16 protein-coding genes are annotated in these 24,438 nt (G+C 72.3%); 9 read left to right on the top strand and 7 right to left on the bottom strand.

The window, feature by feature from the left end; translation table 11 throughout:
- The first annotated feature begins 5 nt into the window (after window positions 1-5).
- The 3 genes from nuoL to nuoN are packed head-to-tail and all read left to right on the top strand — an operon-like array spanning window position 6 to window position 5,244.
- A complete protein-coding gene (gene nuoL / locus ACQEVS_RS15505; RefSeq protein WP_433020759.1) occupies window positions 6-1,961 on the top strand; it encodes an NADH-quinone oxidoreductase subunit L in 1,956 nt (651 codons plus the stop codon).
- A 2-nt stretch (window positions 1,962-1,963) separates the two neighbouring features.
- Entirely contained in the window at window positions 1,964-3,577 is a 1,614-nt protein-coding gene (locus ACQEVS_RS15500; protein WP_433020756.1) for an NADH-quinone oxidoreductase subunit M, read from the top strand.
- Window positions 3,574-5,244, top strand: coding sequence for an NADH-quinone oxidoreductase subunit NuoN (gene nuoN, locus ACQEVS_RS15495; RefSeq protein WP_433020753.1), 1,671 nt, complete (start codon window positions 3,574-3,576; stop codon window positions 5,242-5,244). Before ACQEVS_RS15500 ends, nuoN begins: the two co-directional genes overlap by 4 nt.
- Before the next feature lie 220 nt (window positions 5,245-5,464).
- Here nuoN and fahA read toward each other — a convergent pair whose 3' ends face one another.
- A complete protein-coding gene (gene fahA / locus ACQEVS_RS15490; RefSeq protein WP_433020750.1) occupies window positions 5,465-6,658 on the bottom strand; it encodes a fumarylacetoacetase in 1,194 nt (397 codons plus the stop codon).
- 362 nt (window positions 6,659-7,020) lie between these two features.
- Between fahA and ACQEVS_RS15485 the strand changes: the two genes are divergently transcribed.
- Together ACQEVS_RS15485 and ACQEVS_RS15480 are read left to right on the top strand one after the other, a co-directional pair.
- Window positions 7,021-8,283 carry an ATP-grasp domain-containing protein gene (locus ACQEVS_RS15485; RefSeq protein ID WP_433020747.1) on the top strand — a complete coding sequence of 421 codons (1,263 nt, stop codon included), beginning with the start codon at window positions 7,021-7,023 and terminating at the stop codon, window positions 8,281-8,283.
- A 331-nt stretch (window positions 8,284-8,614) separates the two neighbouring features.
- Complete coding sequence (locus ACQEVS_RS15480) at window positions 8,615-9,820, top strand: FAD-dependent oxidoreductase (RefSeq protein ID WP_433020744.1); 1,206 nt, start codon at window positions 8,615-8,617, stop codon at window positions 9,818-9,820.
- Window positions 9,821-9,922: 102 nt separating this feature from the next.
- Here the strand turns inward: ACQEVS_RS15480 and ACQEVS_RS15475 are convergent, their stop codons facing one another.
- Window positions 9,923-10,147 carry a hypothetical protein gene (locus tag ACQEVS_RS15475; RefSeq protein WP_433020741.1) on the bottom strand — a complete coding sequence of 75 codons (225 nt, stop codon included), beginning with the start codon at window positions 10,145-10,147 and terminating at the stop codon, window positions 9,923-9,925.
- A 360-nt stretch (window positions 10,148-10,507) separates the two neighbouring features.
- On the opposite strand from ACQEVS_RS15475, the gene ACQEVS_RS15470 reads away from it, so the two are divergent.
- From ACQEVS_RS15470 to ACQEVS_RS15455, 4 genes are all read left to right on the top strand, one after another.
- Window positions 10,508-11,518 (top strand): polyprenyl synthetase family protein, encoded by a 1,011-nt coding sequence (locus ACQEVS_RS15470; protein ID WP_004941721.1) that lies wholly within the window; start codon window positions 10,508-10,510, stop codon window positions 11,516-11,518.
- 736 nt (window positions 11,519-12,254) lie between these two features.
- Window positions 12,255-13,565, top strand: coding sequence for a LolA family protein (locus tag ACQEVS_RS15465; RefSeq protein WP_433020737.1), 1,311 nt, complete (start codon window positions 12,255-12,257; stop codon window positions 13,563-13,565).
- A gap of 266 nt (window positions 13,566-13,831) precedes the next feature.
- Window positions 13,832-14,821 carry an ATP-binding cassette domain-containing protein gene (locus tag ACQEVS_RS15460; RefSeq protein WP_433027566.1) on the top strand — a complete coding sequence of 330 codons (990 nt, stop codon included), beginning with the start codon at window positions 13,832-13,834 and terminating at the stop codon, window positions 14,819-14,821.
- Window positions 14,808-15,704: an ABC transporter permease gene (locus ACQEVS_RS15455; protein WP_433020734.1), complete on the top strand. Its 897-nt coding sequence runs from the start codon at window positions 14,808-14,810 to the stop codon at window positions 15,702-15,704. Before ACQEVS_RS15460 ends, ACQEVS_RS15455 begins: the two co-directional genes overlap by 14 nt.
- A 54-nt stretch (window positions 15,705-15,758) precedes the next feature.
- Here ACQEVS_RS15455 and ACQEVS_RS15450 read toward each other — a convergent pair whose 3' ends face one another.
- From ACQEVS_RS15450 to ACQEVS_RS15430, 5 genes are all read right to left on the bottom strand, one after another.
- The gene (locus ACQEVS_RS15450) at window positions 15,759-17,123 is read right to left on the bottom strand and encodes a M28 family metallopeptidase (protein WP_433020730.1); all 1,365 of its coding nucleotides are present in this window, start codon (window positions 17,121-17,123) and stop codon (window positions 15,759-15,761) included.
- Between the two features lie 545 nt (window positions 17,124-17,668).
- A complete protein-coding gene (gene rarD, locus ACQEVS_RS15445; protein ID WP_433020727.1) occupies window positions 17,669-18,742 on the bottom strand; it encodes an EamA family transporter RarD in 1,074 nt (357 codons plus the stop codon).
- Between the two features lie 60 nt (window positions 18,743-18,802).
- On the bottom strand, window positions 18,803-20,773 hold the full coding sequence (locus tag ACQEVS_RS15440; protein WP_433020724.1) for an APC family permease: 1,971 nt from the start codon (window positions 20,771-20,773) through the stop codon (window positions 18,803-18,805).
- 315 nt (window positions 20,774-21,088) lie between these two features.
- A complete protein-coding gene (locus ACQEVS_RS15435; protein ID WP_433020721.1) occupies window positions 21,089-22,138 on the bottom strand; it encodes a 2-oxoacid:ferredoxin oxidoreductase subunit beta in 1,050 nt (349 codons plus the stop codon).
- Window positions 22,131-24,125 carry a 2-oxoacid:acceptor oxidoreductase subunit alpha gene (locus ACQEVS_RS15430; RefSeq protein ID WP_433020718.1) on the bottom strand — a complete coding sequence of 665 codons (1,995 nt, stop codon included), beginning with the start codon at window positions 24,123-24,125 and terminating at the stop codon, window positions 22,131-22,133. Before ACQEVS_RS15430 ends, ACQEVS_RS15435 begins: the two co-directional genes overlap by 8 nt.
- Between the last annotated feature and the right edge of the window lie 313 nt (window positions 24,126-24,438).

The raw sequence follows: 24,438 nt of genomic DNA, 5'->3' as shown, positions 1-24,438 counted from the left end.
CGCCAATGGAGAACCTCATCGGACTGCTCGTCCTCGCGCCCCTGCTGGGGGCGGGGATCCTGCTCTGCGGCGGACGGGCCCTGGACCGCGCCGGGCACTGGCTGGGCACCCTGCTCGCGGCCGCTTCCTTCGCCCTCGGCGCGGTGCTCTTCGCCGACATGCTGGGCCGGAACGCCGACGACCGCGCGCTGGACGTCACCGTCTTCCGGTGGGTGCCGGTCGGCGGCTTCCGCGCCGACGTCGGCTTCCACCTCGACCAGCTGTCCATGACCTTCGTCCTGCTGATCACGGGCGTGGGCACGCTGATCCACCTCTACTCCGTGGGGTACATGGAGCACGACGAGCGGCGCCGCCGCTTCTTCGGCTACCTGAACCTCTTCCTCGCCGCGATGCTGCTGCTCGTCGTGGCCGACAACTACCTGCTGCTGTACGTCGGGTGGGAGGGCGTCGGCCTCGCGTCCTACCTGCTGATCGGCTTCTGGCAGCACAAGCCGAGCGCCGCGACCGCCGCCAAGAAGGCGTTCCTCGTCAACCGCGTCGGCGACGTCGGACTGTCCATCGCGATCATGCTGATGTTCACCACGTTCGGCACCTTCGCCTTCGACCCGGTGCTCACCGGGGCCGACGGGGCGGGGGAGGGCAAGCTCACCGCCATCGGCCTGATGCTGCTGCTGGCAGCTTGCGGCAAGTCGGCCCAGGTGCCGCTGCAGAGCTGGCTCGGGGACGCCATGGAGGGCCCCACCCCGGTCTCGGCCCTGATCCACGCGGCCACCATGGTGACCGCCGGCGTCTACCTGATCACCCGATCCGGGGCGATCTTCGAGGGGGCGCCGGACGCCCAGCTGGCCGTGGTCACGGTCGGGGCGGTCACCCTCCTCTTCGGTGCGATCGTCGGTTGCGCGAAGGACGACATCAAGAAGGCGCTGGCCGGTTCGACGATGTCGCAGATCGGCTACATGGTGCTCGCCGCCGGCCTCGGCCCGATCGGCTACGTCTTCGCGATCATGCACCTGGTGACCCACGGCTTCTTCAAGGCCGGGCTCTTCCTCGGCGCCGGCTCGGTCATGCACGGCATGAACGACGAGGTGGACATGCGCCGTTACGGCGGCCTCTGGCGGTACATGCCGGTCTCCTTCGTCACCTTCGGGCTCGGCTACCTCGCCATCATCGGGTTCCCCGGTCTCTCCGGCTTCTTCTCCAAGGACAAGATCATCGAGGCGGCCTTCGCCAAGGGCGGCGCCGAGGGCTGGATCCTCGGCGGCACGGCCCTGCTCGGCGCGGCCATCACCGCGTACTACATGACCCGCGTGATGATCATGACGTTCTTCGGCGAGAAGCGGTGGGCCCCGGCCCCCTCGCCGGACGCGCCCAGCGCCGAGCCCGCCGCCGAGAAGCACGGCGACGGGACGCACGGCGCCGGGGAGCTCCCGCACCCGCACGAGTCGCCGAAGTCGATGACGATCCCGATGATCCTGCTCGCCGTCGGATCGGTCTTCGCGGGCGGCCTGTTCACCCTCAACGACACCTTCCTGAAGTGGCTGGAGCCCGTCACCGGGCACGAGGAGGGCGACTCCCCGGTCGGCGCGCTCACCGTCACCGGGGCGACCATGGCCGTCCTCGTCGTCGGCGTCGCGCTCGCCTGGTTCCAGTACGGCCGCAAGCCCGTCCCCGTCACCCCGCCGCGCGGCTCGCTGCTCACCCGGGCGGCCCGCCGCGATCTCCTCCAGGACGACTTCAACCACATCGTCCTCGTCCGCGGCGGCGAACAGCTGACCCGGGGCCTGGAGGCGATCGACCGCACGGTGGTGGACGGCGCCGTCAACGGGACCGCCGTCACCGTCGGCGGACTCTCCGGCCGGATGCGCAGGCTGCAGAACGGCTACGCGCGGTCGTACGCGGTCTCGATGTTCGGCGGCGCGGCGGTGCTGATCGCCGCGACCCTGCTGATGAGGGCGGTTTGATCATGTCATTTCCCCTGCTCACCGCGACCGCCGCGGTCCCCGCCGTGGGCGCGGTGGTCACCGCCGCGGTCCCGGCCGCGCGCCGAGGGGCGGCCAAATGGCTCGCTTTGACCTTCTCCCTCGCCACACTCGCCCTGGCCGCCGTCCAGCTGGCCCGCTTCGACCCGGACGGGAACGCGTTCCAGCTCACCGAATCCCACGCCTGGATCGCGGACTTCGGGGTCCGCTACGAACTGGGCGTCGACGGCATCGGCGTGGTCCTCGTCGCCCTGACGGCACTGCTCGTCCCCTTCGTCATGCTGGCCGGCTGGCACGACGCCGAGCCGCTGGAGACCGCGGCGGCCGACCGCCGCTGGCGGCCCACCCAGGGCCTGTTCGCCCTGATCCTCATGGTCGAGGCGATGGTGGTGATCTCCTTCGAGGCCACCGACGTCTTCCTCTTCTACGTCTTCTTCGAAGCCATGCTCATCCCGATGTACTTCCTCATCGGCGGCTTCGGGGACCGGACCGGGGAACCGGCCGACGCGGGCGAGGCGGCGGCCCGCCGCTCCCGCGCGGCCGTGAAGTTCCTGCTGTACAACCTCGCCGGCGGGCTCGTCATGCTGGCCGCGGTGGTCGGGCTGTACGCGGTCACCGCCGACCAGCTCGGCACCGGCACGTTCTCCCTCCAGGAGATCGTCCAGGCCCGGGCCGCGGGCAAGCTGGAGTTCGCCACCGTCACCGAACGCGCGCTATTCCTGGGCTTCTTCTTCGCCTTCGCCGTCAAGGCGCCGCTCTGGCCGCTGCACACCTGGCTGCCCGGCGCCATGGGCGAGGCCACCGCGCCCGTCGCCGTCCTGATCACCGCCGTGGTCGACAAGGTCGGCACCTTCGCGATGCTGCGGTTCTGCCTCCAGCTCTTCCCCGGCGCGTCCAAGTGGGCCACCCCGGTGATCATCGTGCTGGCGCTGATCAGCATCCTCTACGGCGCCCTGCTCGCCGTCGCCCAGCGCGACATCAAGCGGCTGATCGCCTACGCCTCGCTCTCGCACTTCGGCTTCATCATCCTGGGCGTCTTCGCGATGACCACCCAGGGCCAGGGCGGCGCCACCCTCTACATGGTCAACCACGGAATCTCCACGGCCGCGCTGATGCTGGTCGCCGGCTTCCTGATCAGCCGCCGGGGCTCGCGGCTCATCGCCGACTACGGCGGGGTGCAGAAGGTCGCCCCGGTCCTCGCGGGCACCTTCCTCATCGGCGGGCTGGCCACCCTGTCGCTGCCCGGCCTCGCGCCGTTCGTCTCCGAATTCCTCGTCCTGGTCGGCACGTTCAGCCGGTACCCGGTGGCGGGCGCCGTCGCCACCGTCGGCATCGTCCTCGCCGCGCTCTACGTCCTCGTGCTGTACCAGCGCACCATGACCGGGCCGGTGAAGGAACCGGTGCGCGGCATGCCCGACCTGAAGGCCCGGGAGCTGGTCGTCGTCACCCCGCTGATCGCCCTGCTCCTCTTCCTGGGCGTCTACCCGAAGCCGGTGACGCGGATCCTCGACCCCGCCGTCGAACACACCATGTCCCAGGTCCACAAGACCGACCCCCGGCCCGATGTCCGGGTGAGCACCGCGGAGGGCGCGAAGTGAGCCGAGCAGCCGCCGTCCACAGCCTGTGGACAGACTCGTCCGCGTCGGCGGTCCTCGCCGACGCCCCCAGGAAGATCCCCGCACCGCACATCGAGTACGCCCAGCTCTCACCGGTGCTGATCGTCCTCGGCGCCGCCGTGGTGGCCGTCCTCGCGGAGGCGTTCCTGCCGCGCCGGTCCCGCCACCTCGCCCAGGTGGCCGTCACCGTCGTCGGGCTCGCCGCCGCGTTCGCGGCCGTCGTCGCCCTCGCCGCCAAGGGCTACGCCACCGGCAAGGCGCACGTGGCGGCGATGGGCGCGGTCGCCGTCGACGGCCCGGCCCTCTTCCTCCAGGGCACGATCCTCCTCGTCGCCCTGGTCGCCGCCCTCGGCTTCGCCGAACGCCGGCTCGACCCCGCCACACACGGCCGCCCCGTCGACTCCTTCGCCGCCCAGGCCGCCGCCGTCCCCGGCGGCGACGCCGAACAGGAAGCGGTGAAGGCCGGCTGGACCACCAGCGAGGTCTTCCCGCTGCTGCTGTTCGCGGTCGCCGGCATGCTGGTGTTCCCCGCGGCCGACGACCTGCTGACACTCTTCGTCGCGCTGGAGGTCTTCTCCCTCCCGCTGTACGTCCTGTGCGCGCTGGCCCGCCGCAAGCGGCTGCTCTCCCAGGAGGCGGCGGTCAAGTACTTCCTCCTGGGCGCCTTCTCCTCGGCCATCCTGCTGTTCGGCGTGGCCCTGCTCTACGGCTACGCCGGCACGGTCACCTACGCGGGCATCGCCGACGTCGTCAACGGCACCGTCCGCACCGTCTCCCCGGCCCTCGCCTCCTCCACCGGCAACGACGCGCTGCTGCTCATCGGCGGCGCGATGGTCCTCATGGGCCTCCTCTTCAAGGTCGGCGCCGCGCCCTTCCACATGTGGACCCCCGACGTCTACCAGGGCGCCCCCACGCCCGTCACCGGCTTCATGGCCGCGGCCACCAAGGTCGCCGCCTTCGGCGCCCTCCTGCGGCTGCTCTACGTCGTCCTGCCCGGCCTGCGCTGGGACTGGCGGCCGGTCATGTGGGGCGTCGCCATCCTGACGATGCTGGTCGGCGCGATCGTCGCCGTCACCCAGACCGACGTGAAGCGGCTCCTCGCCTACTCCTCCATCGCCCACGCCGGCTTCATCCTCGCCGGCGTCATCGCCATCAGCCCCGACGGCGTCTCGTCCGTCCTCTTCTACCTGGCCGCCTACTCCTTCGTCACGCTGGGCGCGTTCGCCGTCGTGACGCTGGTGCGGGACGCCGGCGGCGAGGCGACGCAACTGTCGAAGTGGGCCGGCCTCGGACGGCGTTCGCCGCTCGTCGCCGCCGTCTTCGCGGTCTTCCTGCTCGCCTTCGCCGGCATCCCGCTGACCAGCGGCTTCGCCGGAAAATTCGCGGTCTTCAAGGCGGCGGCCGAGAGCGGGGGCACTCCGCTGGTGATCGTGGGTGTGGTGTCGTCGGCCATCGCCGCGTTCTTCTACATCCGGGTGATCGTGTTGATGTTCTTCAACGAGCCGCGAGCGGACGGACCTACGGTCGCCGTACCGAGCGCTTTGACGACGGTGGCGATCGGGGTGGGGGTCGTGGTGACCTTGGTGCTGGGGGTGGCGCCGCAGTATTTCCTGGAACTGGCGGGGGATGCGGGGGTGTTCGTGCGGTAGGAGCGCCTGCGGCGGGCTGTGCCCCGGTCCCGCCCCTTCGCCGATTCCTGGGGCTGCGCCCCAGACCCCCTTTATCGCGGCTTCGCCGCTCGTCCTCAAACGCCGGACGGGCTGAATTCAGCCCGTCCGGCGTTTGAGGACAACCGCGCGGAGCGCGGTTGCGGGGGGTGCGGGGGCGAAGCCCCCGCAAGAAACGGTGAAGGGGCGGGGATGGGGCCCCTTACCGGCCCCCGGCCGGAAGCACGCGCCCCGCGACCTCACCCAGTCCGATGCGCGCCCCGTCGCGCCCCGGCGCCCAAGCCGTGATCACGACCTCGTCGCCGTCCGCGAGGAACGGGCCCTTGCCCGCCGTGATTTCGAGCAGGCACCCGAGCTGGTCCGGCTCCGGGCCGCTCACCGTTCCGGACGCGTAGAAGTCGCCGGTGCGCAGGGACGCGCCGTTCACCGTCATATGGGCGAGCTGCTGCGCCGCCGTCCAGTACATGGCGGAGAAGGGCGGGCGGGCGACGACCTCGTCGTTGATGCGGACCTCCAGGCGGATGTCGATGCCGCCGGGCTCGGGCGCGTCGGAGTCGTCGAGGTACGGGAGCAGCGGGAAGTCGCGGGCCGGCGGCGCGACGCGGGCCGTGTCGAAGGCTTCGAGGGGGGTGATCCAGGCGGAGACCGACGTGGCGAAGGACTTGCCGAGGAAGGGGCCGAGCGGCACGTACTCCCAGGACTGGATGTCGCGCGCGGACCAGTCGTTGACGAGGCAGACGCCGAAGACGTGGTCGCGGAAGGCGCCCAGCGGTACGGGCGTCCGGGCGGGCGCCGGGGTGCCGACGACGAAGCCGACCTCGGCCTCGATGTCGAGCCGGCGGGACGGGCCGAACGAGGGGAGGTCCTCGTCGGGCGCCTTGCGCTGCCCCTGGGGGCGTACGACGTCCGTGCCGGAGACGACGACCGTTCCCGCGCGGCCGTGGTAGCCGATGGGGAGATGCTTCCAGTTGGGCGGCAGTGCCTGGCCGTTGGGGCGGAAGATGCGGCCCGCGTTGGTCGCGTGGTGCTCGCTCGCGTAGAAGTCGACGTAGTCCGCGACCTCGAACGGCAGGTGCAGGGTCACCTCGTCCAGCGGGTGGGCGTGCCCGCCGGGCAGGGTGCCGTCGTCGAGCATGCCGCGGATCTCCGCGCGTACGGCCTGCCAGACCGGGCGTCCGGCGGCCATCAGCGGGTTGAGCACGGGCTGGTCGAGCAGATCGGCGTACGCCGACCCGCGCTCGGCGGCGGCGGTCGCCGCGTCGAGGACGTACGCGCCGTAGCGCACGCCGATCCGCGGGCGCTCGGGAGCGTCCGGGGTGGTGAAGACGCCATAGGGGAGCGCGTCCGCGCCGAAGGGGTCTCCTTCGGGCAGTTCGTGGGGGCTGTGCTGGGGCATGGGTCTCGCGTCCTCGCCTTCTCCACTGGGAATGCACGTCGGGATGCACGTCGGAATGCATGTCGGGATGCACTCGGGACGCATGCCGGGATGCGTGTCATGCACCTCGGATGCACGGGACCCTCACATTACGGGTTGACGGCCGACGGGCAAGAGCTGTTCGAGGGGCGTTCCCGCTTCGGGAAACGGTGTTCCAATGCGGGGAAAAGGTAGGGCAATGTCCGGTAACTCCTTGCTGGAGGCGATGATTCCGAAGTAGCGTCCTAAGTCGGGTCACACACAGTGGGGGGCCGCTGAGGGCGGGGTGGCCGAGGGGGGAGCTGGTGGCGAGCAGGAGCGCGTCCGTATCGGCGGACGGGTCAGTGCCCGGGTTGATCGTGAAGTTCGGTGACTATCCCCTGCACCACGGCGGCGTCGGTGCGATCCGCAGCCTCGGAAGACTCGGCGTACCCATGTACGCCATCACCGAGGACCGGTGGACCCCGGCGGCCGTCTCGCGTTATCTGAACGCCGGATTCGTCTGGCCGACGACCGGCACCGAAGGGGCCGGGGAGCTGGTGGCGGGCCTGCTCCGGATAGCCGAGCGGATCGGCCGTCCCACCGTGCTGCTGCCCACCGACGAGGAGGCGGCCGTGCTCATCGCCGAGCACGCGGACACGCTGGCCGGCCCGTACCTCTTCCCGCCGGTGGAACGGGAGTTGCCACGGCGACTGGCGAGCAAGCAGGGGCTGTACGAGCTGTGCGTGGAGCACGGGGTGCCGGCCCCGACGACACTGTTCCCCGCCACCTACGAGGAGATCGAGAAGTACGCGGCCACCGCCGTCTTCCCGCTGGTGGCCAAGAACCGCGAGGCGTTCGAGCGCCGCCGCAGGCCGGCCGTGGCCGGGACGACGCGGATCGCCGACGCCCGCCGGCTGCTGGAGCTGGCCCGCGACTGGGGGCCCCAGCCGGGGGTGATCCTCCAGGAGTACCTGCCGCGCGAGGAGGCCGAGGACTGGATCGTCCACGCCTATTTCGACGCCGACAGCGTGCCGCGCGCCCTGTTCACCGGCGTGAAGGTGCGCTCTTGGCCGCCGCACGCGGGCATGACCGCCAACGCCTACGTCGTCGACAATCCCGAACTGGCCGCGATGACGGCCCAGTTCATCAAACAGATCGGCTTCTGCGGCATCGTCGACCTCGACTGGCGGTTCGACCGCCGTGACGGCCGGTACAAGCTGCTGGACTTCAACCCCCGGATGGGCGCCCAGTTCCGCCTGTTCGAGAACGAGGCGGGCATAGACGTCGTCCGCGCCCAGCACCTCGACCTCACCGGGCGGCCGGTCCCGGAGGGCGAGCAGCTCGCCGGCCGGCGGTTCGTCGTCGAGAACATCGATCTGCCCGCGCTGGCCGCCTACCGGCGCAGCGGCTACACCACCCCGCACGCCCCCGCCCGCGCCAACGGCACGGAGCTGGCGTGGGCGGCGCGGGACGACATGAAGCCGTTCCTGACCATGCTCGCCCGGCTCGTCCGGCCCGGGACGAGACACCTGTGGCAGCTGTGGCGCTCCCGGCGCCGGGCCCACGCGGCCGCCGCCCGGTCGACGCCCGCCGCCCCGGCGGCGGTGGCCGAGCGGACGGAGTGACGGCGGGGTGGCTTCAGGCGGCCGTGGCGGGATGGCGGCGGGGGTGGCTACGGGCGGCCGGGGCGGGGTGACGACGGGGGCGACGGGCGGTCGGGGTGGGGTGACGGGGGCGGGGCAGGCGCTTCCCGTCGCCCGCGTGAGGAGTGCTGGGCCCGGGTGAGCGAGGGCCCGTGCGCGTCCCCGGCGCCCGTACCCGCCCCGTGCGACTCCCGCACCCCAGCGGTCGCACCCGCCTCGCACGGTCCGCGTACGCACCGCGTGCGCGGAAGCGACGCAGCAGACCGGCCCCGTGAGCGCCTCGCGGACCGGTAGACGCCCTGGGAGGGGACTCGTGACACTTCCGGTAGCAGTCATCGGGGCCGGCCCGTACGGCCTCTCGACCGCGGCCCATCTGAAGGCGCGCGGCGTCCCGACGCGCGTCTTCGGCTCGCCGATGGTGAGCTGGCGGGAGCAGATGCCCGCCGGGATGCTGCTCAAATCCACCCCCTCGGCCTCGGACATCGACGCCCCGCAGCCCGGCCACACCCTGCTCGACTACTGCCTGGACGCGGGGGAGCGGCGCTACGAGTCCGACTGGGACGTCATCCCCGTCGAGACCTTCGCGGCGTACGGGCAGTGGTTCCAGCGGCGGCTGGTGCCGGGGCTGGAACAGGTGCGGGTGAAGTCCGTGGAACGGCGGCAGGGCGGCCCTGGGTTCGAGCTCAAGCTGGACTCGGGCGAGCAGTTCGCCGCCCGCGCGGTCGTGGTGGCCACCGGGCTGAGCGGACTGGCCCGGGTCCCCGCCGAACTGGCCGCGGCGGTGCCCGGCGGGCCGGCCGAGGGCGTCCCGTTCTCGCACAGCTCGCACCACCGCGACCTGTCCGGCTTCGCGGGCCGGCACGTCGCCGTGATCGGCGCCGGGCAGTCGGCGCTGGAGACCGCCGTGCTGCTCGCGGAGGCGGGCGCCGCCTCGGTGCGGGTCGTGGCCCGGCGGCGCGGGGCGGTCCGCTTCGGGGCGGCGCCGGACGGGCAGTCGCCGCTGAAGCCGGACACCCCGTTCGGGCGGGCCTGGTCGCTGTACGCGTTCTCGTACCACGCGGACGGCTTCCGCCGGCTGCCCCCGCGGACCCGCGCGTACCTGGTCCGCCGGGTGCTCGGGCCGCTCGGCGCCTGGTGGCTGCGCGAGCGCTTCGTGGGCCGGGTGCAGGTCACCGAGGGCAAGCGGGTCGTCCGGGCCCGGCTGGTCGACGGCCGGCCGGTGCTGACGCTCGCGGAGACCGCCGGCGGGCCGGAGAGCGAGCTCGCCGCCGACCATGTGATCGCCGCCACGGGCTACGGGGTCGACCTGGGCGCCCTGGACTTCCTCGGGGACAGCGTCCGCGCCCGGCTGGCGGCGAGCGCCGGCGGTCCCCGCCTCGGCGCGGGCTACCACTCGTCGGTCCCCGGCCTCTTCTTCACCGGCCTGCCGGCGGCGGCGAGCTACGGCCCGGTGATGCGGTTCGTCTGCGGGACGGCGTACGCGTCGCCGCGCCTGGCACGAGCGGTGGCGACGCTCTGACGGATCGTGATCGCGGGGGCGGGGGCGGGGCCAGGGTCAGGGCTGGGGTCGGGGTCAGGGTCGGGGTCGCCGGGCGGTGTCCCCCGCAGGGGGCACCGCTCGTCACGCCGGTTCCGCGGAGGCGGGGTCCGGCGCCCGGATCGGCACCGGCGCCCGGATCGGCACCGACTTCGGGATCGGCGTCGGCTTCGGGATCGGTACCGGCTTCGGAATCGGAATCGGCTTGTGGATCAGTACGGGCTCGGGGATCGACGTCGGCTTCGGAACGGGCACCGGCTTCGGTACCGACGCCGGTGCCGGGGTCGGAAACAGCTCCGGAATCGACAATTCCGTTTCTGGTCGCCGCCGGTGCGCGCCCGCCCGTTCCCACCCGGCCGCCCTCCCCTCTCCGTCCATCCGCCGGACAGGCTGATTCCGGCCCGTCCGGCCCCTTTTCGACGGGCGGGGGCGGCCGGTATGGGCCGGGGGCGGCTCGAAGGGGCCGGGGAGCGGTCCGGAAAACGGCCGGGAAACGGTCGAAGGGAAGCCGCGGAGAAGGGGACAAAACGCCCCGGGGAGGGTCGGTGGCGGGCCGCTGTTCGGGCAGCCGCCCACGGTGATCCACAACCGACCGGATACGCTGACTTTTGGTGAAGACAGCGACACATCGACAATCCCCGTGATCGCAGGCAGACAGGAGTACCCCTCGTGACCGTCGTCGGGCCCTTCGGGCTGAGCGTGCGGGACCAGGCTCTTGAAGCCGATGTCCAGGCCGGGTTGGCCGCTGTCGAGGAGGGCCTCCTGGAGGCCACCAAGAGCGGTGTGCCCTTCATCACCGAAGCCGCGCAGCACCTCGTCCGCGCGGGGGGCAAGCGCTTCCGGCCGCTGCTGGTGATGCTCGCCGCCCAGTTCGGCGACCCGTACGCGCCCGGCGTCGTGCCCTCGGCCGTCGTCGTCGAGCTCACCCACCTCGCGACCCTCTACCACGACGACGTCATGGACGAGGCGGACATGCGCCGCGGAGCGCCCAGCGCCAACGCCCGCTGGGGCAACTCCCTGGCCGTCCTCACCGGCGACTTCCTCTTCTCCCGCGCCTCCTGGATCCTCGCCGACCTCGGCCCCGAGGCCGTCCGGATCCAGGCCGAGGCGTTCGAACGCCTGGTGACGGGCCAGATCCTGGAGACCGCGGGCCCGCTCGACGGGCGCGACCCGATCGAGCACTACCTCGACGTCATCGGCGGCAAGACGGGCTCGCTGATCGCCGTCTCCGGCCGCTACGGCGCCATGATGTCCGGCGCTGACGAGCGCGTCGTGGAGACCCTCACCCACTACGGCGAGCGGCTCGGCGCCGCCTTCCAGCTCGCCGACGACGTCCTCGACATCGCGAGCGACTCCCACGAGTCCGGCAAGACCCCCGGCACCGACCTGCGCGAGGGCATCCCCACCCTCCCCGTCCTGCACCTGCGGGCCCGCGCCGAGGCCACCGGCGACCCGGACGACCTGGAGCTCTGCGCCCTGCTCGACGGCGATCTCGCCGACGACGGCCGGCTCGCCGAGGTACTCCGCAGGCTGCGCGCCCACCCGGCCCTGGAGCAGGCCCGCCGCGACACCGTCCGCTACGCCGAGGAGGCGCGCGCCACGCTCGCGCCGCTGCCCGAGTGCCCGGCCAGGGCCGCGCTGGAGGAGCTCTGCGACGCGGTCGTGCACCGCGCGGGCTGACGGGTCCGGGCGGCCGACGGGTCCGGGCGGCCGCGGGACCGGGTGATTGACGGGTCCGGGGTGACCGGGGAATCGGATGGCCGACGGGTCCGGGTGGCCGAGGAACCGGGTGGTTGACGGGCCCGGGTGGCCGAGGAACCGGGCGGCTGATGGTCCGGGCGGTTGAGGAAACGGTCGGCCGACGGTCCGGGCCGACGGTTCTGGGCCGACAGCCCGGGGGCGGCTGCCGGGCGGTTCTCGGGGGGCTTCCGAGGCACATCGGAGTGGCTTCCGGGACGGTTTCGGCGACCGGCGGGAACCGGCCGCCCGAGACGGGCGACGCGAACCGGCCACCGGGTGACGGGTGGGGCCGGTGGGCACCGGTCCGTACCCACGTCCCCCAACCGGGATGAAACGGGCGTGCTCAACCGGTAGTCGTGAGCACGATGTTGCGGTCTTCCGGACGGACGTGCCCGGTCCGGACGGTCCGCCGGGCCGTGCACGGCCGGTCGCCGGGGAGAACCCCGCTCATCCTCCCGGTGGTTCGTCCCCTAGGGCTTGTCATACCCGAGAGGTACCGTGAGTTGAGCCCGGCGGCTGATGACCGGAGCACCGTGCGTTGGTGGAATGGACGGAGTCGTGCGGGAGGGCAGTCCTCCCGACTCCGGCGCCCCCACCGAGCGGTCGGGCCACATGAGCCAGGGGATGGACGAGTGCACGACGCGAGAGACCGCCGCAGACGACGGAGGTAGAGCACATGGCACGGAACCAACCGACACCCGGCGCCGACGGCCACGAGCCGGCCGGGGCCACCGGGCCCTCGGGGGCCGGCCGCCGCAAGGCCGTCCGTTACGCGGTCCCCGTCGCGGTGGCCGGGGTCGCCGCCGCCACGATCGGCATCGGCTCGGCCCTCGCCACCTCGGGCGACCCCGACCTGCCGAAGATCAGCGCACAGGACCTGCTGGCCAAGGTCGCCGCCTCGGACGTACAGCAGCTCTCCGGCTCCGTCCGCGTCACCACCGACCTCGGCCTGCCCTCCCTCCCGTCCGGTGTCTCGCTCGGCGGGGCGATGGGGAAGGCCGGCGGCGAGCACAAGGGCGACGCCAACCCGGCCGGCAAGCTGACGGAACTGGCCTCCGGCTCGCACACGCTGCGCGTCGCGGCGGACGGCCCGGACAAGCAGCGGGTGTCGATCGTCGAACGCGCCGCGGAGTACAGCCTCGTCCGCAACGGGCAGCAGGTCTGGGCGTACGACAGCGGCAGCAACACGGCGTACCACGCGACGGCGCCCAAGGGCGCGGCCGGTGCGGGCAAGGAACACAAGCTCCCCGACGGGCTCGCCGACGCCTCCCCGCAGGAGCTGGCGAGGAAGACCCTCGCCGCGGCGCAGGGCACCACGGACGTGGCCGTCGACGGCACGGCCAAGGTGGCCGGACGGGACGCCTACCGGCTGACCCTCACGCCCAAGCAGAGCGAGTCGACGATCGGATCGGTGCGGATAGCCGTGGACGCGAAGAACGGCGTCCCGCTGAAGTTCACGGTCACCCCGAAGGGCGGCGGCAAGGCGGCCGTCGACGTGGCCTTCACCAAGGTCTCCTTCGACCGGCCGAGCGCGTCCACCTTCTCGTTCACTCCGCCCAAGGGGGCGAAGGTGACCGAGGGATCGCAGGGCAAGGGCGCCGGCCACGGTACGGACGACCACGGCAAGGGCCGCCTCCCGGCCGCCCCGGGCACGGACGCCGCGTCCGCCCCGAAGACGACGGGCACCGGCTGGGCGACGATCGCCGAACTCGACGCCGGCAAGGGCATGGGCGACGGTGCGGGCGCCGGGGCCATGGGGTCCGGCAAGGGCGTCGGCCCGAAGGGCGGTGCCCACGCGGGCGGGGCGCACGCCAAGGACGCGGAGAAGCTGTTCGACAGCTTCGCCGGCAAGGTCACGGGCTCGTTCGGCTCCGGCAGGATGGTCAGCACCCGCCTGGTGAACGTGCTGCTGACGGACGACGGCAAGGTGTACGCGGGTGCGGTCACCAAGGAAGCGCTGCTGAAGGCCGCGGACGCCAACCGGTAGCGGCCGGAAGACGCGGTAGGGCCGCGGCAGGGACGAGGTAGGGCGCGCGGGCGGTACGGGGGAGGGGAGAGGGGCCTGTGACGGAACCGGGGACGGAACCGGAGGCGGGGTCGGGAGCGGGGTCGGGAGCGGGGGCGAAGCCCGCGCCGGAGCCCGCGCCGAAGCTTGGGGCGAAGTCCGTGCCGCAGCCCGAGGCGAAGCCCATGCCGGACCCCGCGCCGATGACGGGTGCCGCGCCGATGACGCACCCCGGGCCCGAGGCGGCGATGCCAGGCCCCGAGCCTGCCCCCGGCCCCACGCCTGCCCCCGCCCCCGGGCCGGTCATCGAGACGCGGGGGCTGACCAAGCGCTACCGCGGCGGGCAGCTCGCGGTGGACGGCCTCGACCTCGTCGTGCCGCGCGGCAGCGTCTTCGGCTTCCTCGGCCCCAACGGTTCGGGCAAGACGACGACGATCCGGATGCTCATGGGGCTGATCGAGCCCACGTCGGGGCAGGCCCGGGTGCTCGGCGAGCCGATGCCCCGGACCGGCGGCCGGGTGCTGCCCCGGGTGGGGGCCCTCATCGAGGGCCCGGCGCTGTACGGGTTCCTGTCCGGCCGGGACAACCTCGTCCGGTACGACGCCGCCGACCCCACCGCCGACCCGCGCACGCGCGCCGCCCGGGTGGCGGACGCCCTGGAGCGGGTGGGTCTGGCGGGGGCGGCGGGGAAGAAGGCGCGCGCCTACTCGCTCGGCATGAAGCAGCGGCTCGGCCTGGCCGCCGCGCTGCTCCAGCCGCGCGAACTGCTGGTCCTGGACGAGCCGACCAACGGTCTCGACCCGCAGGGCATGCGCGAGATCCGGTCCCTGGTGCGGGGGCTGGCCGCGGAGGGCACGACCGTCTTCCTCTCCTCCCACCTCCTCGACGAGATCGAGCAGGTGTGCTCGCACGCCGCGGTGATGGCGCGCGGCCGGCTGCTCACCCAGGGCACGGTCGCCGACCTGGCCTCGTCCACCCGCGGCCGGCTGGCCGTCACCACCCCCGACACGGCGGACGCGGTCCGCGTCCTCAAGGAGCACGGCGTGAACGATCTGGCGGTCGCCGACGACCGCGTCACCGGCGAACTGCCCACCGGTACCCCGCCGCCCGACCTCGCGGACCTCAACGCGGCCCTGGTCCGGGCGGACGTCCGGGTGCGCTCGTTCGGCACCCAACGGGTCTCGCTGGAGGACGCGTTCGTCGCGCTCACCGGGGAGGGCTTCGATGTCGCGGGCTGAGCCCGGGACGGCCCCCGCGACCGTCGCCGTCCGACCGCCGCGCGCTGTGTGGCGGCTGTCCCTGTTCCGCAACGAGATCACCACCGTCTTCCGGCGCTGGCGCACGCTGGCGCTGCTGGGGGTGCTCGCGGCCGTGCCGGTGCTGGTCGGCATCGCGGTCAAGATCGAGACGAGCGACGGGGACGGCTCGTTCGGTGGCGGGCGCGGCGACGGCCCCGCCTTCGTCAGCCAGGTCACCAACAACGGCCTCTTCCTCGTCTTCGCGTCGCTCGCCGCGACGCTCCCCTTCTTCCTGCCGATGGCCATCGGCGTGATCGCCGGGGACTCGATCGCCGGCGAGGCGGGCAGCGGCACCCTGCGCTATCTGCTGGTCGCCCCGGCCGGCCGCAGCCGGCTGCTGCTCGCGAAGTTCACCGCCACGGTCGTCTTCTGCCTCGCCGCCACCCTCGTCGTCGCCTGCTCCGCGCTGCTGGTGGGCGCGCTCCTCTTCCCACTGGGCGACGTCACGCTGATCAGCGGGACGACGGTGTCCTTCGGCGACGGGCTGCTGCGCGGCGTGGCCATCGCCGGGGTGGTGGCCGCGTCGCTGATCGGCGTCGCGGCGCTCGGCCTGTTCGTCTCGACCCTCACCGGCAGCGGCATCGCGGCGATGGCGACGACGGTGGGGCTGCTGATTACGGTGCAGATCCTGGACCAGTTCCCGCAGCTGCACACGATCCAGCCGTATCTGTTCCCGCACTACTGGCTGAGCTTCTCCGACCTGCTCCGGGACCCGGTGTACTGGGACCAGATCGGACGGAACCTGGGCCTCCAGGCGCTGTACGCGGCGGTGTTCGGGTCGGCGGCGTGGGCCCGCTTCACGGCGAAGGACGTGACGGCGTGACGGCGTGACGGCGCGGAGCGGGCCGGGGTCCGGACCCGCTCCGCGCCGCAGGGCTCAGAAGGTGAGCTTCCAGCTGTTGACGGTGCCGCTGTCCTGGGCGGCGACGTCCTGGACGCGGAGCTTCCAGGTGCCGTTGGCGGTCTCGGACGAGGCGTCGACCGTGTAGGTGGCGACGACGTCGGCGGCCGAGTCGTTGGCGCTGGAGGACTTCAGCCGGTACGTGCGCCCGCTCGGTCCGACGAGGTCCACGGTGAGGTCGCCGCGGTAGGTGTGCGTGATGTCCACGGACACCTTGAGCGCGGCCGGTGCGTTGCCGGTGAGGCCGCTGACGGCGATCGGGGACTCGACGGCCGGACCGTTGTCGGGAATGGCGACCGGCGTCTTGCTCTCGAAGCTGGTGCCGGTGGGCGGGTTGGTGGACCCGCCGCCGCTCAGCTTCCAGACGGCGCCCGCGATGGCGGTGCTGTTGGTGCCGAGCGCCTTGTCGTCGAGGTTCGCGATCGTGTCGCACGAGCGGTGGTAGCAGCTGTCGAACGCCTTGCCGGCCGTCCCGCCCCAGTTGCGGGCCTCCTCGTCGGTCTTGATGTAGTCCGCACCGCTGAACAGGCCGCCCACGCGGATGCCCGCCTGCTGGAACGGCGCGTGGTCCGAGCGCCCGTCGCCCTCGGTGTCGACCTCGGTGGCGATCTGCCGGGCGGCGAACCAGTCCTCGAAGAGGCTCTTCAGCGAGGCGTCGTAGCCGTAGACGAAGTAGCCGGGGTTGGGCGAGCCGATCATGTCGAAGTTCAGATACGCGTCGATCTTCGACCGCTCGGTGGACGGCAGTTGGTTGACGTAGTACGAGGAGCCGCGCATGCCCAGCTCCTCCGCACCCCACCAGCCGAACCGCAGGTGCTTGTCGGGCTTGTAGCCGGACTTGGCCACGGTGAGCGCCACTTCGAGGATCCCGGCGGACCCGGACCCGTTGTCGTTGATCCCCGGCCCCGCACTGACCGAGTCGAGGTGCGCCCCGGCGAACACGACGTGGTTCGCGTCCCCGCCGGGCCAGTCGGCGACCAGGTTGTAGCCGGTCGCGCCGCTGGTGGTGAACTGCTGCACGGTCGTCTTGTAACCGGCCGCGTCCAGCTTCGACTTGACGTAGTCGAGCGACGCTTTGTAGCCGGCGCGGCCGTGGGCCCGGTTGCCGCTGTTGGCGTTGGCTATCGACTGGAGCTGGTTGAGGTGCGCCTTGACGTTGGCGGCGGGTATCTCGGGCGCGTCGGCTTTCGCCGCTCTGGTCACTGTCGTGACCGGCGCCGCGAGCGACGGAGACACGCCGATGAGCGTCGCCGCCGCGGCCGCGCCGCACGCGAGGAGAGCGGCGGAACGGCGGCGTCTTCGGGGGCTGGTGGGCAGGCTGGGACCTTGGACATCAAGCATGGGGGGCTCCCGTCCTTTTGACGTGCCCATGATGTTCAAGGGGTTTTCGGAGATGCGTCAAGGGCGGAATTCGGACAGGGGGGTTCGGTATCCGGATATCGGGCGGGGGCCCCGCGCGCGGGGACCACAGCGACTTGCCCGCGATGGTGACCGGACCGTAGGGACCACCCCCGCGTGCGCGGGGACCACGACGCCTTCGCCCTGGAAGCGCTCGGGCGGGTGGGACCACCCCCCCGCGTGCGCGGGGACCACACCGGGCCCCGGGGCGCCGACCCTGTTCCTGCGGGACCACCCCCGCGTGCGCGGGGACCACTTGCCCGATTCAAAGCATGTCACTGCGAAGGGGGACCACCCCCGCGTGCGCGGGGATCACAGGGCGTGACCTGCGCGTTTAAGTAGTGGCAGGCCGGTTTTTACTCACTGTCGCAGATCCCGGCATTCGGGCTGTTTCGTAGCAAACCGGCCTCCAGGGCTGTGCGTTGAGCGCACGGGCAGCGTTCTCAGGCTCCAGATCGTAGAGCCAGGCGCCGCCCCCGCCCATCCGTTCACACCCCGCCGCCCCCCGCCGCCCCATCCGGCTCGCCCGCGACACCCGCCGCAGCCTCCACGGCGGCCTCCGGCCGCGTCCGCTCCGCCGGGGCCGTGGCGCCCGCCGTGACACCCGGCCCGTCGGACCCCACCACCTCCGCCGCCGCCCGCTCCCGGGCCGCCGCCAGTTCCACCCGCGTCGCCCGCGCCGAGCGCATCGCGTCCCAGGTCAGCATGGCCAGCGCCAGCCACACCAGCGCGAAGCCCGCCCACCGCTCCGGCGGCATCGACTCGTGGAAGACGGCGAGGCCGAGGGCGAACTGGAAGATCGGGGCCAGGTACTGGAGCATGCCCAGGACGGACAGGGGAAGCCGGACCGCCGCCATGCCGAACGACACCAGCGGCAGCGCGGTGATCGCGCCGGAGGCCAGGAGCAGCAGCAGATGCCCCGTGCCCTCGCTCGCGAACGTGCTCTTGCCGTCCGCGCCGAGGAAGATCAGGAAGCCGAGCGCGGGCAGGAACTGGACGGCCGTCTCGGCGGCCATCGACTCCAGTCCGCCCAGCCCCACCTGCTTCTTGAAGAGGCTGTAGGTGCCGAACGACGCCGAGATGCCCAGCGCGATCCACGGCAGCTTGCCGTAGCCCACCGCCAGCACGATCACCGCCGCCGCGCCGACGCCGACGGCCGCCCACTGCGCGGGCCGCAGCCGTTCGCGCAGGACGACGACGCCGAGGGCGATGACGACGAGGGGGTTGATGAAGTAGCCGAGCGACGTCTCGACCACATGGCCCGCGTTGACGGCCCAGATGTAGATGCCCCAGTTCACCGAGATCGTCGCGGCGCTCAGCGCGATCATCCCGAGCCGCTTCGGCTGCCGCAGCAGCGGGGGTATCCAGGCCCAGCGCCGCGTGAGGGCGAGCGCGGCCACGACCGTCACCAAGGACCACACCATCCGGTGCGCCAGGATCTCGAACGCCCCGGCCGGCTCCAGGAGCGGCCAGTACAGGGGGAACAGCCCCCAGATCGCGTAGGCGGCGAGACCGCACAGGAACCCCGTGCGCGTCTCGTTCTGCTGCGTGTCCGGCTTCACGGATCCCTCCCGGCGGTGCGACGACGACCTCGCGAAGGTAACGCCGTCCGGGGGTGCCTGTCATGTCCGTACCGAATGACGGTCATGACGGCGCCGACGGGCGGGACGACCCCGGCCGTAGCGCCCCCGCAGCCGCTCCACCGCCCGGGAGACGTCGAACGGCAGGATGGTGACGACCACGTCGGGCAGTTGCTCCAGCGTCCGCGCCATCTGCTCGCCCGTGTTGCGGTGCAGGAGCCGGCCGAGCGGCGTCGAGTACATCCGCCGGGGGACGAGCAGGGTCAGCGCGGTCGACCCGTCGGAGGTGGTCCGGGCCGCGAGTTCGAGGACGGCGTGCCGGAGCCGGCGGTCCGGGCAGTCGATCAGCTCCAGCGGGACGTTCGTGCCGGGCGTCGCCTCCCAGCGGGCGGCCAGCCGCCGCGCCCGGGCCTCGTCGATGACGAAGTGCAGGGCGCGGACCTCGTCCGGCCGCAGCTCGTGCGCGTACCGCAGCGCCTTGACGGCGGCCAGGTCGAGGCTGTCGACCAGGACGTACACCAGGTGCCGCCGCCAGTGCGGCCCGCCGGTGGTGAAGGCGGGGACGTTCTCCAGCACCGCCGCCTCCGTCCGGTAGTGGCGGTTGATGCGGATCAGCGCCCACACGCCGAGCGGGAAGACCACGACCACCAGCCACGCGCCCTCCGTGAACTTGGTGATCGCGAAGATCAGCACCACCAGGGCCGAGACGACGGCGGCGGCGAGGTTCACCCCGACCTTCGCCCGCCGGCCCGGTCCGGACGAGCGCAGGTGGTGCGCGGTCATCCCGGCGGCCGCCATGGTGAAGCCGGTGAAGACGCCGATCGCGTACAGCGCGACCAGCTTGTCGACATTGCCGCCGGTGAGGAGCAGCAGCGCCAGCGAGACGACGGTGAGGCAGATGATGCCGTTGGAGAAGGCGAGGCGGTGGCCGCGCCGGGTGAGCTGGCGGGGCAGGAAGCGGTCCTCGGCGACGAAGCTGGCGAGGAAGGGGAAGCCGGTGAACGGTGTGTTGGCGCCGGTGTAGAGGATCAGCGCGGTGGCGAGCTGGACGAACACCAGCCCCGCCGTCCCCGCCCGGCCGTCGCCGAAGACCAGGTGCGCCTCCTGGGCGAGGACGGTCGGGTTGCCGTCCTCGTACGGGATGGCGTGCGTGAAGTGGGCCAGCGCCGAGACGCCGGACACCATGATCCCGAGGATCACGCTCATCACGGTGAGGGTGCGGCGCGCGTTGCGGCCCTGCGGGGGACGGAACGCGGACACGCCGTTGGAGATCGCCTCCAGGCCGGTGAGCGACGAACCGCCGTTCGCGAACGCGCGCAGCACGATGAACAGCGACGCGCCGTACAGCCAGCCGTGCCCCGCCGTGCCCAGCGGTACGGCACCGCGCGCCGCCGTGTCGGCGTGCGGCAGCCCGCCGGTCACCAGCCACCGGACCAGCCCGGCGACCAGCAGCAGCGCCACCGCCGCCATGAACAGATACGCAGGGAGCGCGAACGCCCGGCCCGCCTCACGGAGCCCGCGCAGATTCCCGTACATCAGCAGCACCACGACGGCGACCGTGAGCGGCAGCTTGAGGTGGTCGATGCCGTGGTAGCCGTGGCCGGCCAGATGGGCGAGCGAGATCAGCGCGTCCGTGCCGGCGGCGGTCTGCACGGCGACCGTGACCGTGTAGTCCACCAGCAGCGCCACGGCCGCGATCTGCGCGACGCGCGGCCCCAGGTTCTCCCGGGCGACGACGTACGAGCCGCCGGCCCGGGTGTAGACGGACACGACGTCGCGGTAGGCCAGCGTCACCAGCAGCAGGACGAGGAGGATCGCCCCGGTCACCGGCAGCAGTAGCGTGAACGCGGCGACTCCGGCCACCGGGACGAGGATGCGGAGCATCTCCTCCGAGCCGTACGCGGTGGACGAGATGCAGTCGGAGGCGAGGACGCCGAGGGCCAACGGGTTGGACAGCTTCTCCTGTGCGAGGCGCTCCGTCACCAGGGGTGGGCCGAGGAGGGCGCGTTTCACGCGGTAGCGGAGGCGGTCGGGGGAAGGGGGACGTCGGCTTCGGCCATGCCCCTATGACAGCGGGCCGTCGTGGGGGCGGGCGGGCCCGACGCGGTGGGGGCACTCGTTTGGTGGTGCCCCGGTCCCGCCCTTTCTCCGTTTCTTGCGGGGGCCGGCCCCCGCACCCCCGGAAGCCGCGCTCCGCGCGGTTGTCCCCAGACGCCGGACGGGCTGAATGGCCCGTCCGGCGTCTGAGGGCCTCGCGGTGAAGCCGCGCTGCCGGGGTCCGGGGCGCAGCCCTGGAAGAAACGGTGAAAGGGCGGGGCTGGGGATCCCCTACCCGACCACCGTCCAGGTGTCGCCCCCCGCGAGCAGTCCGGCGAGGTCCCCCTTGCCCCGCTGCTCCACGGCCGTCTCCAACTGGTCGGCCATCAGCGTGTCGTAGACCGGCCGCTGCACGCTGCGCAGCACGCCGATGGGCGTGTGGTGCAGCGTGTCGGGGTCGGCGAGCCGCGAGAGTGCGAACGCGGTGGTCGGGGAGGTGGAGTGGGCGTCGTGGACGAGGATCTGGGCCTCGTTCTCGGGTGTGACCTCGACGACCTCCAAGTCGCCGGTCGCGGCGTTGCGTACGACGCCCTTGGACAGCTCCGCGCCGAAGCGGATCGGCTGCCCGTGCTCCAGCCGGATCACCGCCTCCTGCGCCTGCTCCTTGTCCTTCAGCGCCTCGAAGGCGTTGTCGTTGAAGATGTTGCAGTTCTGGTAGATCTCCACCAGCGCCGTGCCCGGGTGGTCGGCGGCCTGGCGCAGCACCTCCGTCAGGTGCTTGCGGTCGGAGTCGATGGTGCGGGCGACGAATGACGCCTCCGCGCCGATCGCCAGCGAGATGGGGTTGAAGGGCGCGTCCAGCGACCCCATCGGCGTCGACTTGGTGATCTTGCCGACCTCGGAGGTGGGGCTGTACTGGCCCTTGGTCAGCCCGTAGATCCGGTTGTTGAACAGCAGGATCTTGAGGTTGACGTTGCGGCGCAGCGCGTGGATGAGGTGGTTGCCGCCGATGGAGAGCGCGTCGCCGTCACCGGTGACCACCCACACCGAAAGGTCGCGGCGGGAGGTGGCGAGCCCGGTGGCGATGGCGGGGGCGCGGCCGTGGATGGAGTGCATCCCGTAGGTGTTGAGGTAGTACGGGAAGCGGGAGGAGCAGCCGATGCCGGAGACGAAGACGATGTTCTCCCGGGCGACGCCCAGTTCGGGCATGAACCCCTGCACGGCGGCGAGGATGGCGTAGTCGCCGCAGCCCGGGCACCAGCGCACTTCCTGGTCGGACTTGAAGTCCTTCATGGACTGCTTGGCTTCCGCCTTGGGCACCAGCTTCAGCGCCTCAGACATCGATGGCCTCCTTGAGCACGGTGGCGAGCTGCTCGGCCTTGAACGGCATGCCGCTGACCTGGGTGTGGGAGCGCACGTCCACCAGATACCTGGCGCGCAGCAACAGGGCGAGCTGGCCGAGGTTCATCTCCGGCACCACGACTCTCTCGTAGCGGCCGAGGACCTCGCCCAGGTTGCGCGGGAAGGGGTTGAGGTGACGCAGGTGCGCCTGGGCGACGTGGGCGCCGGCGGCGCGGACGCGGCGTACGGCCGCGGTGATCGGACCGTAGGTCGAACCCCAGCCCAGCACCAGGGTGCGGGCCTGGCCCGCGGGGTCGTCCACCTCGATGTCGGGGACCGCGATCCCGTCGATCTTCGCCTGGCGGGTGCGGACCATGAAGTCGTGGTTGGCCGGGTCGTAGGAGATGTTGCCCGTGCCGTCCTGCTTCTCGATCCCGCCGATGCGGTGCTCCAGCCCCGGCGTCCCCGGCACCGCCCAGGGGCGGGCCAGCGTGGCGGGGTCGCGCTTGTACGGCCAGAACACCTCGGTGCCGTCGGCCAGTTCGTGGTTGGGCGTGGTCGCGAACTGCACCCGCAGATCGGGCAGTTCGTCCGGCTCCGGGATCCGCCACGGCTCCGAGCCGTTGGCCAGGTAGCCGTCGGAGAGCAGGAAGACCGGCGTGCGGTAGGTCAGCGCGATCCGCGCCGCGTCCAGGGCGGCGTCGAAACAGTCGGCCGGCGTCTTCGGCGCCACCACCGGCACCGGCGCCTCACCATTGCGCCCGTACATCGCCTGCAACAAGTCCGCCTGCTCGGTCTTGGTCGGCAGACCGGTCGAGGGGCCACCACGCTGGATGTCCACGATCAGCAGCGGCAGTTCGAGGGAGACCGCGAGCCCGATCGTCTCCGACTTCAACGCCACCCCGGGACCGGACGTCGTCGTCACCGCCAGCGACCCGCCGAACGCCGCCCCCAGCGCCGCACCGATCCCCGCGATCTCGTCCTCCGCCTGGAAGGTGCGCACCCCGAAGTTCTTGTGCTTCGACAGCTCGTGCAGGATGTCGGAGGCCGGAGTGATCGGGTACGAGCCCAGGTACAGCGGCAGATCCGCCTGACGGGAAGCGGCGATCAGCCCGTACGACAGCGCCAGGTTCCCCGAGATGTTGCGGTAGGTACCGGCCGGGAACGCGGACGCCGCCGGGGCGACCTCGTAGGAGACCGCGAAATCCTCCGTCGTCTCACCGAAGTTCCACCCCGCTCGGAACGCGGCGACGTTCGCCTCGGCGATCTGCGGCTTCTTCGCGAACTTCTTCCGCAGGAACCGTTCGGTGTTCTCCGTCGGCCGGTGGTACATCCACGACAGCAGCCCCAGCGCGAACATGTTCTTGCTGCGCTCGGCCTCCTTGCGGGAGAGCCCGAACTCCTTGAGCGCCTCGATCGTCAGCGTCGTCAGGGGGACGGGGTGGACGTTGTAGGCGTCCAGCGAGCCGTCCTCCAGCGGGTTCGTGGCGTAGCCGACCTTGGCCATCGGGCGCTTGGTGAACTCGTCGGTGTTGACGATGATCTCCGCGCCGCGCGGGACGTCCGCGATGTTGGCCTTGAGCGCGGCCGGGTTCATCGCGACCAGGACGTTCGGGGCGTCGCCGGGGGTGAGAATGTCGTGGTCGGCGAAGTGCAGCTGGAACGAGGAGACGCCCGGCAGGGTTCCCGCGGGCGCCCGGATCTCGGCGGGGAAGTTCGGCAGGGTCGACAGGTCATTGCCGAACGAGGCCGTCTCGGACGTGAAACGGTCACCCGTGAGCTGCATACCGTCACCGGAGTCACCCGCGAAACGGATGATCACCCGGTCCAGGCGGCGGACCTCCTTGCCGCCCGAGCCCGCCTCGGGCGCGGAGGCGCGCTGCCCGGTGAGGCGCGACGACTCGTCCCCGGCCCCGGGCGGGGAGAAGCCTGGCTGCTGTTCGGCTGGTTCGGCCTGTTCGGCCGGGCTGCTGACCTGGCTGGTCACTGCTTCGGACCTCCCTCGTGACGGCGGTCCCGCACACGAGGTGCCGACCGGCGTTCCCATCGCCATCGTACGTGGGCGGGGCACGGCCATCCGGGACGGATCACGGGATGGGGAGGCCCCGCAGCACCCCCATCCTGGCATGCCCGCTTCCGGCCATCCTCGATCCCGTCGGTGCTCCGGCGTACGCCCTCCGCCCCGGGGACCAGGACCGGAGGAGGAGGCCGGGCGTCCGGCCCCGGCACCCGCCGGGCTGACGGGGTGTCAGGCGGGCGGAAGCGGAAGCGCCGGGAAGGTGTTCAAGCGCGTCCCGGCG

Origin of the sequence: Streptomyces sp. CA-181903 (genome assembly GCF_050937075.1) — a bacterium.
Taxonomy (GTDB): Bacteria; Actinomycetota; Actinomycetes; order Streptomycetales; family Streptomycetaceae; genus Streptomyces.
This window is presented reverse-complemented; position numbering and strand designations above follow the sequence as displayed.